Below are 14,483 nucleotides of genomic sequence, written 5' to 3' on the forward strand. Positions count from 1 at the left end.
GAAGGATCCACGAACATGAGCGAGCCCCGCAAGCCCGTCAAGCAGATCCACCTCGCGGCCCACTTCCCCGGCGTCAACAACACCACCGTGTGGAGTGACCCCCAGGCGGGCAGCCACATCGACTTCAACTCCTTCGCGCACTTCGCGCGCACCGCCGAACGCGCCAAGTTCGACTTCCTGTTCCTCGCCGAGGGCCTGCGCCTGCGCGAACAGGGCGGCAAGATCTACGACCTGGACGTCGTCGGACGCCCCGACACCTTCACGATCCTGTCCGCGCTCGCCGCCGTCACCGAACGTCTCGGCCTCACCGGGACCATCAACTCCACCTTCAACGAGCCCTACGAGGTGGCACGGCAGTTCGCGAGCCTCGACCACCTCTCCGACGGCCGCGCCGCCTGGAACGTCGTCACCTCCTGGGACGCCTTCACCGGCGAGAATTTCCGCCGCGGTGGTTTCCTGCCGCAGGAGGAGCGCTACTCCCGGGCCAAGGAGTTCCTGGCCACCGCGAACGAGCTCTTCGACTCCTGGCGCGGGGACGAGATCGTCGCCGACCAGGAGTCCGGCACGTTCCTGCGCGACGCTCGGGCGGGAGCCTTCGTCCACCAGGGACAGCACTTCGACATCGAGGGGCAGTTCAACGTCCCGAGCTCCCCGCAGGGCCGCCCGGTGATCTTCCAGGCCGGCGACTCCGAGGAGGGCCGCGAGTTCGCCGCCGCCGGAGCCGACGCGATCTTCAGCAGGTACGCCACCCTCAAGGAGGGCCAGGCCTTCTACACGGACGTCAAGGGCCGCCTGGCCCGCCACGGCCGCACCCCCGACCAGCTGCTCATCCTGCCCGCCGCGACCTTCGTCCTGGGCGACACGGACGCCGAGGCCGCCGAACTGGCCCGCGAGGTGCGCCGGCAGCAGGTCAGCGGGGCGACCGCGCTCAAGCACCTGGAATTCGTCTGGAACCGCGACCTGTCGGCGTACGACCCGGACGGGCCGCTGCCCGACATCGACCCCGACCTCGGCGAGCACACCCTCGCCCGCGGCCGGGCCCAGGTGCGCATGTACCGCGACCCGCTGGCCACCGCCCGCGAGTGGCGCGAGCTGGCGGCGGCCAACAAGTGGTCCATCCGCGACCTGGTCATCGAGACCGGCAGCCGCCAGGCCTTCGTCGGCTCGGCGGCGACGGTCGCGCACACCATCGACGAGTTCGTCCAGGCCGACGCGAGCGACGGCTTCATCCTCGTCCCGCACATCACCCCCGGCGGCCTCGACGCCTTCGCCGACACGGTCGTCCCGCTGCTCCAGGAGCGCGGCGTCTTCCGTACGGACTACGAGGGCACGACCCTGCGCGACCACCTGGGACTGGCCCGGCCCGCCGCCCGGTCCGGTTCCGCGGCGCGGGGCGAGCGGGCGGTCGCCTCGTGAAGTTCCTTGCGATCACCCTGATCGTGCACGCGCCGGACCCGGTGACCGGCATCCAGAAGTCCACCGGCGACCGCTTCCGCGAGGTCCTCGACAACGCCCTGCTGGCCGAGGAGCTGGGTTTCGACGGTTTCGGCGTGGGGGAGCGGCACGAGCGCCCCTTCATCTCCTCCTCACCGCCCGTCGTTCTCAGCCACATCGCCGCCCTCACCTCCCGGATCCGCCTGTTCACCGCGGTGACGACCCTCAGCCTCCTCGACCCGGTCCGCGCGTACGAGGACTACGCGACCCTGGACCACCTGTCGGGCGGCCGTCTCGAACTGATCATCGGCAAGGGCAACGGGGCCGCCCAGCGCGACCTGTTCCACGTCACGCCCGAGGACCAGTGGGACCGCAACGCCGAGAGCTACGAGGTGTTCCGGCAGCTCTGGAGACAGGACAAGGTGACCGCCGCGACCCGCTTCCGCCCCGAACTGGTGGACGCCGAGGTGTGGCCCAGACCCCTCCAGCAGCCCGTCCGCGTCTGGCACGGCAGCGCCACGAGCAAGGAGTCCGTCGACCTGGCCGCCCGCTACGGCGACCCGCTCTTCTCCGCGAACGTCTCCAACCCCATCGAGCCGTACGCCGAGTTGATCCGGTACTACCGCGAACGCTGGGAACACCACGGCCATGACCCGGCCCGTATCGCCGTCGGCGCCGGAACCGCGGGCTACTACGCGGCCCGTACCTCACAGGAGGCGATCAGCGCCTACCGGCCCGTCTTCGAGGGGCAGTCGGCGTTCCAGAAGCGGCTCGGCCTCGAACCGGTCTTCCCCACCCTGGAGGACTTCGTGGAGCGCAGTTCGGCCCTGATCGGCAGCCCGCAGCAGATCATCGAGAAGGTGCACCGCTACCACGAGCGGTTCGGCCACACCGTCCTCCATCTCCACGCGGACGCAGGCGGTCTGACGGACACTCAGCACCGCGACTCGCTCGCTCTCTTCCAGTCGGCCATCGCCCCGGTGCTGCGCCGCGAGATCCCCGACCCGCCGTTCCCCTGGGGCCCGGTGCAGGCCGGACCCACGCCGGTACCCGTCGCCGCCGACCGCTGAGGAGAACCCGTACACATGTCAGACATCCCTCTCGGCGTCCTCGACCTGGTCCCGGTGTCGTCCGGCTCCACCGCGGCGAAGGCGCTGCGCAACTCCATCGACCTGGCCCGGCGGGCCGAACGGCTCGGCTACTCCCGCTACCGGATTCATTCGCAGCGCATCGGGCTTCAGCCCGGTGGTGAAGCGAATCTGATGGTTGCGACGCGGAGCGTCGCGGTGTCCTTCCGGCGGAGCCGGACTTTACTGTAGGAGCGGTGAGGGTTCGTACGAATGTTCCGTCATGACGGTGTGCGTTCGACGTGTCTAGTGTGTTCGGCATGCAGCTCAGGTACGTCTACAGGGTGTACCCGGACCCCGGCCAGCAGAGGGCGTTGGCGCAGGCGTTCGGGTGCGCCCGCGTCGTGTTCAACGACGCGGTACGTGCCCGCGAGGACGCACGCAAGGCGGGCGCGGCGTTCCCGACGGCCGCCGAGTTGTCCACCCGCCTGATCACCCAGGCGAAGCAGACCACCGCACGCTCCTGGCTGGGCGAGGTCTCCGCGGTCGTCCTGCAGCAGTCCCTGCGCGACGCCGAGACCGCGTACCGCAACTTTTTCGCCTCCGCAAGGGGCCCAGGATCGGTGCGCCCCGCTTCAAGTCCCGCAAGGATGCCCGGCAGTCGATCCGGTTCACCGCGAACGCCCGCTGGAAGATCACCGACAGTGGGCGGCTGAACCTGCCGAAGATCGGGGCGGTGAAGGTGAAGTGGTCCCGCACGCTGCCCACCACCCCCACCTCGGTGACCGTCATCAAGGACGCGGCCGGCAGGTTCTTCGCCTCCTTCGTCATCGACACCGACCCACAGGCGGATGCCGGGCGGATGCCCGCCACCGACCACACGATCGGCATCGACCTGGGCCTGACGCACTTCGCCGTTCTGTCCGACGGCACGAAGATCGACTCCCCGCGGTTTCTGCGCCGCGCGGAGAAGAAGCTGAAGAAGGCCCAGCGGGAACTGTCCCGCAAACAGAAGGGCAGCAAGAACCGCGAAAAAGCCCGCCTCAGGGTCGCCCGCGCCCACGCCAGGGTCACCGACGCCCGCCACGAGTTCCACCACCAGCTCTCCACCAAGCTGATCTCCGAGAACCAAGGGATCGCCGTGGAAGACCTGTCCGTGGTGGGGCTGGCGCGCACCAGGCTGGCCAAGAGTGTCCACGACGCCGGATGGTCGTCGTTCGTGAACATGCTCCAGTACAAGGCGGAGCGGTACGGGCGGACTCTGGTCAGGATCGGCCGGTTCACACCGACCAGTCAGACCTGCTCCACCTGCGGCGTCAAAGACGGGCCCAAGCCCCTGAACATCCGGGAGTGGACGTGTGCCGCCTGCGGCGCGGTCCACGACCGGGACATCAACGCCGCGAAAAATGTGAAGACGGCCGCCGGACTGGCGGTATCGGCCTGCGGAGCGCCGGTAAGACCGGGAGTAATCCCGGCTCAGCGTGAAGAAACAGGAAGTCACGGATTCCCGGCCGAGCCCCGTGCCGCGTAGCGGTACAGCAACAAGTCGAGAAGGCCAGAATCCTCGTGCTTCAGCACGAGGTACAAGTCAATGGTTCGCCGAGCACCACCTCAACCCCGGGGTGGCCGGGACCTCCCCGGCGGTCGTGCTCGCGCTCACCGCGTCCGCGACCTCGACGATCCGGCTCGGCTCCGGAGCCGTACAACTCGGGCACCGCACCGCCCTGTCCACGGTGGAGGAGTTCGGGCTCGTCGACGCACTGCATCCCGGGCGCCTCGACCTCGGTCTGGGCCGCTCCGGCGGCCGGCCGCCCGGCGGACCCGTCGAGCCGCTGCCGGACGCGACCCCGGTCGTGGACGGCCGGGCGCCCAACGGCCTGCCGATCCCCCCGAAGTTCTCCTTCGCGCACCTGCTCGGCTCACCCCGCGTCGCCCTCCAGCTGGCGCTGCTCAAGCAGCCGAACGCCGAGTCGCAGGAGTACGGCGAGCAGATCGACGACATCCTCGCGCTGCTGGCGGGCACCTACCGGTCGGCGGACGGCGTCGAGGCCCATGTGGTCCCGGGCGAGGGCGCCGACGTCCAGGTGTGGATCCTGGGCAGCAGCGGAGGCGAGAGCGCCGAGGTCGCGGGCCGGAGAGGTCTGCGGTTCGCGGCGAACTACCACGTCAGCCCCGGGACCGTACTGGAGGCGGTGGAGGCCTACCGGGCCGCGTTCCAGCCCTCCGACGTACTCGACAAGCCGTATGTGAGCGTCTCGGCCGACGTCGTGGTCGCCGAGGACGACGAGAGCGCCAGGGAACTGGCCGCCGGATACGGTCCCTGGGTCCGCAGCATCCGCACGGCCGAGGGCGCGATTCCCTTCCCCACACCCGAGGAAGCCCGCGCCCATGTCTGGACCGAGGCGGACCGGGCGCTGGTCCAGGACCGCGTCGACACGCAGTTCGTCGGCTCCCCGAGCCGGGTCGCGGGTCAGCTGGAACAGCTGGGGGAGGCCACCGGCGCCGACGAGCTGCTGATCACCACCATCACCCACGACCACGCCGACCGGGGCAGGTCGTACGAACTGCTGGCGCAGGAGTGGCGACGGAGGTGAGGGGGCCGAGGTGAGCGGGCCGAGATGGGGGGGCGCCGGCTCGCCCGCGGCGGGCTCGCGGGCGGGCGGCCGGGTGGCCGGGGCTCAGCCCAGGCCCACGTAGTCCTGCAGTGCCTGCGAGCGGGAGGGGTGGCGCAGCTTCGACATCGTCTTGGACTCGATCTGCCGGATGCGCTCACGCGTGACCCCGTAGACCTGGCCGATCTCCTCCAGGGTCTTGGCCTGGCCGTCCAGCAGCCCGTAACGGAGGGTGATGATGCCTGCTTCGCGCGGGGTCATGGCGGAGAGGACGGTCTGGATGGTGTCCTTGAGGAGACGGAACGACACCGCGTCGAAGGGGGAGACGCTTTCGCTGTCCTCGATCACGTCACCGAGTTCGGTGCCGCCCTCCTCGCCCAGTGGCATATGCAGCGAAACCGGTTCTTTGATGTAGGTGTCGAGTTCCACGATCTTGGAGACGGGTAGATCCAATTTCTCCGCGATCTGCCCCACCGTGGGCTCGACGCCCAGTTCCTGCAGCAATTCCCGACGCAGTCTGGCGACTTTGTTGATCGCTTCCACCGCGTGGACCGGAATGCGGATGGTGCGGCTCTGATCGGCCAGCGCCCGGGAAATCGCCTGCCGGATCCACCAGGTCGCGTAGGTCGAGAACTTGAATCCCTTGACGTAGTCGAACTTCTCGACGGCCCGGATCAGGCCCGTGTTGCCCTCCTGGATCAGGTCCAGGAAGTTGAGCCCGCGCCGCGTGTAGCGCTTGGCTATGGACACGACAAGCCGGAGGTTCGCCTCGGTGAGGTGGGACTTCGCCCGCAGACCGTCCTCGGCGACCGCGGTCAGCTCCCGCCGGAACAGGGGATCCAGACCGCGCTCCTCGTCGAGCTTGCGCTGGGCGAACAGACCCGCCTCTATCCGTCTGGCGAGATCCACCTCCTGCGCGGCGGTGAGGAGCCGGACACGGCTGATCACCTTCAGGTAGTCGCGCACCTGGTCGACCGAGGCTCCGTCGGACGTGAGCACGGGTTCAGGGGCGTCGGACTCGTCGTCCGGAGACAGCGCGAGGGCCGGCTGCTCCTGGTGGTCTGTCTCCATCGCGCTCAGCATCTCTTCCCGGGCCTCAGTCCCCGCGCACACTCAAGCAATGTCAACCAACGTGAACCAGGACCTCTGGGCCCTCTGAACCCCCACATTCTCGTCATTCCACTTTCCGCTCATAAAGGTACACCCGCCCGAGCGGTCGGAGACGGCTAAGAATTACTGCAAAATTCGGGTGAGATGTATCACGTGTTCGGTGCGGTTGCTTTTCGGGACGTTTCATGTGTCCCGCCTTGTGGCCTTTTCGTGGGGCACCGCTCGTGCGACGAGAGCGTCGAACCGGGCGGCTGCCTCGGCAACCGGTTGCGCCGGTAATTTTCGAAAGTCCACGCAAGCCCTTGACGGAAGGTCAGCTAGGGAAGAAGCTCTGCCCACTCGCTGACGGCAACCGGTTGGCATCCCTTCCGGCCGAGCTCCCGCCCACCCGGACAAGGACCCGCCATGCCCGACGTCCACGGCACCGACCGGCTCGTGGTGCACCCCGTCCCGGACGGACTGCCGCGCAATGCCGCCTTCTCCGTCAAGGCCATACGCCCGGCGGCGACTGGCACGCGGTGCCCGTCCTGCGGGCCCGCACCAGGACCGGTCGACGAACGGACCGGTGCCGCAGTCGTCAGGAGCTCCTCGGTCGCCTGCCTGGACTTCACCGGCACGGTGCAGGTCGAGGTCACCTCGTCCAAGGGCGCCATCGCTTCCGCACGGATCCGCCCCCTCTCGTACGGCATCCCGTACGAGGTGAGCGGCGACACCGTCGGCTTCGTCCTCACCGAGCCGCGCGATCTCTCCGTCGAGGCCGACCTGCACGACAACCTCCACCTGCACGCCAATCCGTACTGAAGGCCCGCGTCGAGTTCGTGAACGCCGAGAACGCCCGGCTGACCGGCCGCGGGGTCATCTCGGGCTCGGACGGCGGCATCAAGGTCGCGTTCTCCAGGAACATCGAGATCGACGGCGTTCTCGTCCTCGACCCGCGGTCCGGCTACGCCTGCGCCATCGGGCAGTCCCGCCAGGTCACCGTCCGCGCCCTGCACGCCTACAGCTCCGGGCGGTGGGGCGACGGCATCGACGTCCTCCAGCACCGCGAACCGCAGATCCCGTACCAGGGCTGCTTCGCCCTGAACCCCGGCGACAACAACCTGATGAGGGGCGTCCGGATCCAGGACGTCCGCGTGGAGGACTTCACCTGGGGCCAGCTGATCAACATGCGGGTCATGGCCAACCGCTACACCACCGCGCCCGGCCGGGGCGTCGAGGACGTGTACGTGCGCGACCTGACGTACGAAGGCACACGTGCGAGCACGGCGATCCTGACCGGCTACGACGCCCAACGGCCCGTCAAAAACGTCACCTTCCAATATCTGACCGTCAACGGCACGGTCGTCCACGACGCGATGAGGAAGCCGGGGTGGTTCCTGACCACGGACATGGTGCCGATGTTCGCGGGCGAGCACGTGCACGACCTCCGCTTCCTCGACGAGTCCACGGCCGCCGCCACCACGGCACCCGCGATCACCGGCGCGGGCGAGGCGACGGCCGTCGGCGGTCACGCCTTCTGCCATCTGATCACCGCGAGCGCGCTGCCGACTTCGTTCGACGCCGAAGGACTGCCGAAAGGCCTGGCCGTCGACCGGGCGACGGGTCTGATCTCCGGCACCCCCGAAATGCCCGGCGACCACACGGTCACCGTCTCGGCCACCAACGCCGTGGGCACCGCGACCGAGCCCCTCGAACTCACCGTGCACAGCCCATGACGAGAAACCGGGCCGCGCCCGATGTCCTTCGTCCCGCACCGGTCGAGACATCCACGTGGATCGCACGTACTACTACACGGTCTCCGTCACCGGCCCGCAGGAGGAGAGCGGCATCTCGGGGCGGGTGGCGGCGACCGCCTGCGGCCCGTCGTCCCGCCGACATCGTCTCGAAGAACCGGAAAGGACTGGAGACGCACATGGCGAGCCGCACATCCCCCCACCGGCACCTCCCCCAAGCATCCGGTACAACCGCTACGTCCGGTACAACCGACACGTCCGGTGCATCCGATACATCCGGTGCATCCGATACGAACGTGAGCCGACGCGGGCTGCTCAGGACCGCCGGAGGTCTCACCGCCGCACTCGCGGTCGGCGCCTCCGTCCCCGCCCTCACCGGCGGCAGGGCAGCGGCGGCCCCGGCGGCCTTCACCCACCCGGGCATGCTGCACGCCTACGGTGAACTCAACCGCGCCAAGGTCCGGGTCGCGGCGGGCGACGAGCCATGACTGTCCGGCTGGAACCGGCTGACCGCCAACCCCCACTCGGCGGCCGGCTGGACACCCCGCCCGACGGCCACGGTCATCCGCGGCGACGCCGCCAAGTACGACCAGGCCGTCACCTACTTCAAGAGCGGCGCGGGCAACGGCTCCCTCGCCCACGCCGTGCCCTTCCTGTACGACGCCCAGGGCCTCGCCCAGTGGCAGGAGAGCGGACGCGACCAGGGCCACACCATGATGGGCATGGGGCAACTGGGTGCCTTCTGCGAGATGGCGTGGTCACAGGGCGACGACCTGTACGGCCACGACAACAACCGGTTCATGAAGGCCGGAACAGCGGCGGCTTCGACCAGCTCGGCTTCGGGACGCTGCTCTACGCCAAGTAAGCGCCTCACAGCCGACGTTGGGCTCGTTAGGCTCCCGGCTCCCGGCGTCCGGCGCCCGGCGTCCGGCGTGCGGTCACGCATGGAGCGCCGGGGGTGCCACCGAGGCCCGTACCGTCACGTGGGTGCCCAGGAGCAGGTGTTCGTCGGGGGCGTCCGGGGTGCGCGTCAGGGCGGTACGGACCGCCAGGCGGCCCAGTTCCTCGTAGGGGACGTGGACCGTGGTGAGCGGCGGGTTCAGGTCGCGGGCGAAGGGGATGTCGTCGTAACCGGCGAGGGAGACGTCCTGGGGAACGGACAGGCCCGCCTCGTGCAGGGCGGTCAGGGCCCCCGAGGCCACCATGTCGGTGGACGCCATCACCGCCGTGAAGTCCAGTTCCCGGGCGAGGGCCTGGCGCATGAGGCGATGTCCCGAATCCCGGGTGAAGTCGCCGAAGAGGCGCAGCGCCGGGTCCGGGTCGATGCCCCGGGCCCGGTGGGCCGCCAGATAGCCCTGCTCACGGCCCTGGGCGGTGGTGTTGGAGGGTTTGCCGCCCAGGAACAGGACACGGCGGTGGCCCTGGGACAGCAGATGGGCGCAGAGAGCGAACGCCCCGTTCTCGTTGTCGTACTCGATGACCGTCACCGGAGCGCCCGGGTCCAGCGGCGGCCGGCCGCAGAGTACGAGCCGGGAGCCCGCGGCGGCCAGCGAGTCGGCGATACGCGCCATGCGTGCGCGGTACTCGGCGGTGTCCGCGGTGCCGCCGACCAGGATCACGGCGGCGGCGCGCTGGGCCCGCATCATCTCGATGAACTCCAGCTGCCGGTCCGCGTCCCCGTCCGTGCTGCAGACCAGACAGAGATGGCCGAGCCGGGTCGCCTCGCGCTCCACACCGTGGGCCATGTGCGCGAAGGACGGGCCCGTGATGTCGTCCAGGACGAAGGCGAGGGTCGGGGTGCCCGCCCCCGCGATGGCCTTGGCGCGGGCGTCGGCCACGTAGTCGAGTTCGCGGACCGCCCGCATCACGCGGGTCCGGGTCGTGGCGCTCACCGGGTAGTCGCCGCCCAGCACGCGCGACACCGTGGACGCCGACACACCCGCGCGTGCCGCCACGTCCCGGATGGTGCTCCGGCCGCCGTTGTCGCCGGCGGGTTTCCTCGTCATGGCTCGCCTCTCCCCCGGGGAAGTGCGGCAACGCTTTCGGCAACCGGTTCCCGGGCGGGAGGCTAGCAGCGCGGGAGGGCGGAGGGGAGGGGTCGGAGCCGGGGTCGGATCGGGTCGGATCGGGGCGGGTCGGGGTCGGGTATGTGTCGGGGGACCAGGAGGTCCCGGACGGTTCAGCCGGCGGGGCGGGTGGTGCCGCCGCCGCGTTCAGCTCCGGTAAGCGCGCAGCTTTCGGTACAGCGTGGCGCGGGCGATGCCCAGTGCCGCCGCCGCACGCGCCTTGTTGCCGCCGTGACTGCGCAGCGCCTCCAGGACGGCGGTGCGCTCGGCGTGCTCCATCGGGCTCAGCGGCCGTGCCGGGGGCCCTTCCCGGACGGGGTCCGGCAGTTCGGCCCGGCGCACCGGTCCGACGGTCCGCCTTGCGGCCAACGACCGGACCAGATGGGCGAGTTCGGCGACATTACCGGGCCACGGGTGCCGCTCCAGGGCGTGCAGCGCCTCCAGGGTCCAGGTCAGGGGCGGCTCGCCCGGCGCGGGGCCCGGCGTCAGTTCCGCCAGCAACTCCCTGATGTCGTCCGGGCGTTCACGCAGCGCCGGGAGCGCCACCGAGCGGGCGGCCAGGCTGTCCAGCAGCCGCTGGAGGCAGGGGCCCGGGGGAGTGCCGGGCGTGTACGTGACCAGGAGAGGCGCGTGCGGGTGCGCGTCGAGGAGGGAGTTGAGTGAGGCGACATCGGCCTGCGCGAGCAGCTCGGCGTGGCGCAGCAGGAGCGGGCGGTCGGTGACCGACGTCACGGTCCGGCCGTCGGCCGACGTATTGGCCCAGCCGTCGATCGCGCCTGTGGCCGGCCGTGCCGCCGCGTCCACGACGAGCGGGGCCGGTCCGCCGCGCGCGGCCAGCAACTCCCTTGCCAGGAACGCCTTTCCGGTGCCCCGCTCGCCGGTCAGCAGCAGGGGTTCGAGGGAGCGTGCGAGTTCCGCCGCGCGGCTCGTCGCGTGCCGCCAGGGGACCGAACGCCCGGCGAGCGCGACGCGTAGCGGTCCGACGGGCCGTGCGGGCGGTCCGACGGGCGGTTCGACGACGGCGACCACGCCGATGACGGCACCCCGATGGCGTACCTGCGTGATCCACGCGGTACCGGCGGCGTCGGGCAGCGTGAGCGCGTACGCGGCCGGATCGGGTGGTCCGTGCGTTCCGTGCGGTCCGGGTGGTCCGTGCGGCTCGTGTAGCGCATTCGGTGCGTGCGGCTCGTCCAGCCCGTTCGGCCCGTTCGGCCCGTTCGGCGCGGTGCTTCGCTCCAGCGCCTCCAGTGCCGACGGTGGCAGCAGTCCCGCCGCCGTCTCGTTGAGCAGGCGGTTGCGCCCGTCCAGCGCCACGACCGCCGTGCCCGGCCGGGCGGCGGCCTGCTGGTAGGCGTCGAGCAGCACGCGTTCCGCCGTGCGCGACCGGGTGAGGAGTTCCGCCTCGACGGCCGCCACCGTGGCCTCGGCGAGGGCGGCCCCGGGGTGCGGCGAGCGCTCGGCGCACAGGCCGGACGCGACGGTCACCGTGCCCAGGATCCGGCCGTTCTCCGGCGCCAGCACCGGAACGCTCACGGCGGACACGTTCTGCCACAGGTCGAGGAAGTGCTCCGGACCGTGCACCTCGGCGCGGCTCCTGCTGCGCAGGGCGAGTGCCGCGCTGTTGTGCCCGACCTCGCGCTCGGACAGGTCGGGGCACCTCTCGTCGTGCGGGGCGTTCCCGCCCGACCACAGCACCCGCAGGCGCTCGTCGGTGAGGACCACGGCCGACTGCCCGGAGGAGAGCGGGGGCTCCAGCCGTTCGAGCACCGGCCGGGCGGCGGTCAGCAGGGCGGAACCCGCCGGGGGTGCGGGCCGGGCGGGCTCCGTGAGATCGTGCGGTACGCCGAAGAAGCGGGCGCGGCGCCAGGCGGCGGCGACCTCGGTCGGTACGTCGTCGGGCAGCGGGAGCCCCGTCAGGAACCGCTCGCGCGCCCGGCGGAGCGGTGTGAGGGCGGGAGCGGTGGGGAGGGCGGGGGAGTCTTTTGCGGTGGTCACGGCGTTGCCCACGGTACCCGGTGTTGTTGAAGGGACAACAAGGGGTGGTGTGGGCCGTGGGGCTGTGCGGGTGCGCTGTGGCCGGGCGCGCAGTTCCCCGCGCCCCTTACGGGGCTGGGCGCGGTTGCTTCTGCCCTCGGACGCGACGCGACGGGGCGTGGGCCGTGGGCGGGTGCGGGTGCGCTGTGGCCGGGCGTGCAGTTCCCCGCGCTCCTTGGGGGGCGGGGCAGGCGCGGTTGGGTTCGGGTTCGGACGCCGTGGCGTGGCTGGGCGTGCAGTTCCCCGCGCCCCTTGCGGAGTGGGTGGGGGCAGGCGCGGCGGGCTCGGGGGAGGTGGGGGCGGGGCGATACTTGGCGGGATCCTGGAAACGCGAGGTGGGAGTCGTCATGAGTGTCGATGCCGGTGGGGACACGGTCACCGACGAGGCTGTCGGCAGCCTCGGAGCGGATACCGATCCGCGGTTGCGCGAGGTGCTGAGCGCGCTCATCCGACATGTGCACGACTTCGCCCGCGAGACCCGCCTCACCCAGCAGGAGTGGGAGCGGGCGATCGGCTTCCTGACGGCGACCGGACAGACGTGCACCGACACCCGCCAGGAGTTCATCCTCCTCTCCGACGTGCTCGGGCTGTCGATGCTGGTGGAGACCCTGAACGCCGACCGCGCCCCCGGCGCCACGGAGTCCACCGTCCTCGGGCCCTTCCACCTGACCGAGTCCCCCGTCCGCGAACTCGGCGCTGACATCGACCTCGTGGGCAGCGGCGAACCGTGCGTGGTCAGCGGCCGTGTGCTGTCCCAGGACGGCACCCCGCTGCCCGGAGCGGCCCTCGACGTGTGGCAGGCCGACGCCCACGGGTTCTACGACGTGCAGCAGCCCGGCGTCCAGCCCGCGGGCAACGGCCGCGGCCTCTTCACCACCGACGCGGCGGGCCGTTTCCACTTCCGCACCTGCGTGCCGAGCCCGTACCCCATCCCGACCGACGGCCCGGTCGGGGACCTGCTCCGTGCCACCGGGCGCCACCCCTACCGCCCGGCACACATCCACTTCATCGCCGGCGCCGAGGGGCACACCCCGGTCACCACGCACATCTTCGTGGCGGGCAGCGACTACCTCGACTCGGACGCGGTCTTCGCGGTGAAGCGCAGCCTGGTCCAGGACTTCACGGAAACCGACGATCCCGCCCTGGCAAGGGAGTTCGGCGTCCCGAACCCCTTCAGGCACGCCCGCTTCGACCTCGTACTGACCCCGGAGCGGACCGCGTGAACTTCTCGTACGAGGCACAGCCCATGCGGGTAGTCCTCCGGCCCGGCGCCTCGGTGACCGCGACGGCCGGCGAGGCCGAACGGCTCGGGCTGCGACGGGTGCTCGTGGTGTCCGGCGCGCGCGGCGCGGACACGGCCAAGGCCGTCGCGGACTCGCTGGGCGACCTCTGCGTGGGCGTGCACGCCCACGCCCGTATGCACGTCCCGGCCGAGGTCGCGGACCGGGCCGTCGAGGTCGCGCGCGAGACCGGCGCCGACGGCTGTGTCGCGGTCGGCGGTGGCTCGGCGATCGGCCTCGGCAAGGCGATCGCGCTGCGCACCGGCCTCCCGCTGATCGCCGTCCCCTCGACCTACTCCGGTTCCGAGATGACCCCCGTCTGGGGCCTCACCGAGCACGGCGCCAAACGCACCGGCCGCGACCCGTCGGTCCTCCCGCGCAGCGTCGTGTACGACCCCGAACTCACGCTCTCCATGCCCGTACCGCTCTCCGTCACCAGCGGAGTCAACGCCGTCGCGCACGCCGTCGAGGCGCTGTACGCCCCCGACACCTCGCCCCTGATCGCCCTGCTGGCCGAGGAGGGCGTACGGGCGATGACCTCGGCGCTCCCGGCGATCGCCGCCGAGCCGGCGGACCCGGAGGCCCGCAGCCGCGCCCTGTACGGGGCCTGGCTCTGCGGTTCCTGTCTGGGCGCGACCACCATGGGCCTGCACCACAAGCTCTGCCATGTGCTGGGCGGGACGTTCGGCCTCCCGCACGCCGGGACGCACACGGTGGTCCTCCCGTACGCCCTCGCGTTCAACGCCCCGGCCGTGCCCGCCGCGGTCGTCGCCCTGAACCGTGCCCTCGACACCGACGACGCCCCGCACGCCCTGTGGACCCTCGCCGGAGACCTCGGCGCACCCCGCTCCCTCGCCGGTCTCGGTCTGACGGAGGCCGATCTGAGGGTGGCGGCGGAGCTGGTCGCGGGGCAGGCGTACGCCAATCCGCGCGCTGTCACGACGGAGGACGCGCTGACCGTGCTGGAGGCGGCGTACGCGGGCCGGGCACCGCGCACGGCTGCGACCTCCTCCATGTCTTGACGTACGGCTGCGGGTGAGGCCGGGGCGCCCGTGGCCCGTGGGACACGGGTGGCCCGCAAGCCAACCGTCGGCTTCCGCAAGCTATCGAAAGAGAAAGCGCTGTCATGCGTCTCGACAACCGTTTG

At 71.1% G+C, this 14,483-nt stretch carries 9 protein-coding genes and 4 pseudogenes; 10 read left to right on the forward strand and 3 right to left on the reverse strand.

Features of this window, described 5'->3' with window-relative positions:
• Positions 1-15: 15 nt before the first annotated feature.
• The 5 genes and pseudogenes from ACH4DZ_RS29335 to ACH4DZ_RS29355 all read left to right on the forward strand — a co-directional run bounded on the left by ACH4DZ_RS29335 (position 16) and on the right by ACH4DZ_RS29355 (position 5,095).
• The gene (locus ACH4DZ_RS29335) at positions 16-1,416 is read left to right on the forward strand and encodes an NtaA/DmoA family FMN-dependent monooxygenase (RefSeq protein ID WP_398290398.1); all 1,401 of its coding nucleotides are present in this window, start codon (positions 16-18) and stop codon (positions 1,414-1,416) included.
• On the forward strand, positions 1,413-2,504 hold the full coding sequence (locus ACH4DZ_RS29340; protein ID WP_398290399.1) for an LLM class flavin-dependent oxidoreductase: 1,092 nt from the start codon (positions 1,413-1,415) through the stop codon (positions 2,502-2,504). The genes ACH4DZ_RS29335 and ACH4DZ_RS29340 overlap by 4 nt, the downstream gene beginning before the upstream one ends.
• Before the next feature lie 15 nt (positions 2,505-2,519).
• Positions 2,520-2,646, forward strand: a pseudogene (locus ACH4DZ_RS29345) (LLM class flavin-dependent oxidoreductase); the annotation flags it as partial.
• Between the two features lie 175 nt (positions 2,647-2,821).
• A pseudogene (locus ACH4DZ_RS29350) lies at positions 2,822-4,032 on the forward strand (RNA-guided endonuclease InsQ/TnpB family protein).
• Positions 4,022-5,095, forward strand: a complete 1,074-nt coding sequence (locus tag ACH4DZ_RS29355; protein ID WP_398290400.1) for an MsnO8 family LLM class oxidoreductase — start codon at positions 4,022-4,024, stop codon at positions 5,093-5,095. Before ACH4DZ_RS29350 ends, ACH4DZ_RS29355 begins: the two are co-directional and overlap by 11 nt.
• Before the next feature lie 84 nt (positions 5,096-5,179).
• Here ACH4DZ_RS29355 and ACH4DZ_RS29360 read toward each other — a convergent pair.
• A pseudogene (locus ACH4DZ_RS29360) lies at positions 5,180-6,217 on the reverse strand (RNA polymerase sigma factor); the annotation flags it as partial.
• 411 nt (positions 6,218-6,628) lie between these two features.
• Between ACH4DZ_RS29360 and ACH4DZ_RS29365 the strand changes: the two are divergent.
• From ACH4DZ_RS29365 to ACH4DZ_RS29375, 3 genes and pseudogenes are all read left to right on the forward strand, one after another.
• Positions 6,629-7,024, forward strand: coding sequence for a hypothetical protein (locus ACH4DZ_RS29365; protein ID WP_398290401.1), 396 nt, complete (start codon positions 6,629-6,631; stop codon positions 7,022-7,024).
• Between the two features lie 17 nt (positions 7,025-7,041).
• Complete coding sequence (locus ACH4DZ_RS29370; protein WP_398290402.1) at positions 7,042-7,938, forward strand: Ig domain-containing protein; 897 nt, start codon at positions 7,042-7,044, stop codon at positions 7,936-7,938.
• A 314-nt stretch (positions 7,939-8,252) separates the two neighbouring features.
• A pseudogene (locus ACH4DZ_RS29375) lies at positions 8,253-8,780 on the forward strand (cell wall anchor protein); the annotation flags it as partial.
• Positions 8,781-8,894: 114 nt separating this feature from the next.
• Here ACH4DZ_RS29375 and ACH4DZ_RS29380 read toward each other — a convergent pair.
• Together ACH4DZ_RS29380 and ACH4DZ_RS29385 are read right to left on the reverse strand one after the other, a co-directional pair.
• A complete protein-coding gene (locus tag ACH4DZ_RS29380; protein ID WP_398290403.1) occupies positions 8,895-9,962 on the reverse strand; it encodes a LacI family DNA-binding transcriptional regulator in 1,068 nt (355 codons plus the stop codon).
• Between the two features lie 207 nt (positions 9,963-10,169).
• Entirely contained in the window at positions 10,170-12,017 is a 1,848-nt protein-coding gene (locus tag ACH4DZ_RS29385; protein ID WP_398290404.1) for a helix-turn-helix domain-containing protein, read from the reverse strand.
• A gap of 386 nt (positions 12,018-12,403) precedes the next feature.
• Here ACH4DZ_RS29385 and ACH4DZ_RS29390 point away from each other — a divergent pair, with 386 nt between their 5' ends.
• Both ACH4DZ_RS29390 and ACH4DZ_RS29395 read left to right on the forward strand, forming a co-directional pair.
• Complete coding sequence (locus ACH4DZ_RS29390; RefSeq protein ID WP_398290406.1) at positions 12,404-13,279, forward strand: intradiol ring-cleavage dioxygenase; 876 nt, start codon at positions 12,404-12,406, stop codon at positions 13,277-13,279.
• A 23-nt stretch (positions 13,280-13,302) separates the two neighbouring features.
• Positions 13,303-14,358: a maleylacetate reductase gene (locus ACH4DZ_RS29395; RefSeq protein ID WP_398290653.1), complete on the forward strand. Its 1,056-nt coding sequence runs from the start codon at positions 13,303-13,305 to the stop codon at positions 14,356-14,358.
• Positions 14,359-14,483: the final 125 nt, after the last annotated feature.

It is taken from the genome of Streptomyces sp. NPDC017991 (assembly GCF_044328075.1).
Classification (GTDB): domain Bacteria; phylum Actinomycetota; class Actinomycetes; order Streptomycetales; family Streptomycetaceae; genus Streptomyces.

Coding starts and splice junctions, on each gene's coding strand:
- ACH4DZ_RS29335 (WP_398290398.1), top strand. CDS start 16: ATGAGCGAGCCCCGCAAGCCCGTCAAGCAGATCCACCTCGCGGCCCAC.
- ACH4DZ_RS29365 (WP_398290401.1), top strand. CDS start 6,629: ATGCCCGACGTCCACGGCACCGACCGGCTCGTGGTGCACCCCGTCCCG.
- ACH4DZ_RS29395 (WP_398290653.1), top strand. CDS start 13,303: ATGCGGGTAGTCCTCCGGCCCGGCGCCTCGGTGACCGCGACGGCCGGC.
- ACH4DZ_RS29390 (WP_398290406.1), top strand. CDS start 12,404: ATGAGTGTCGATGCCGGTGGGGACACGGTCACCGACGAGGCTGTCGGC.
- ACH4DZ_RS29380 (WP_398290403.1), bottom strand. CDS start 9,962: ATGACGAGGAAACCCGCCGGCGACAACGGCGGCCGGAGCACCATCCGG.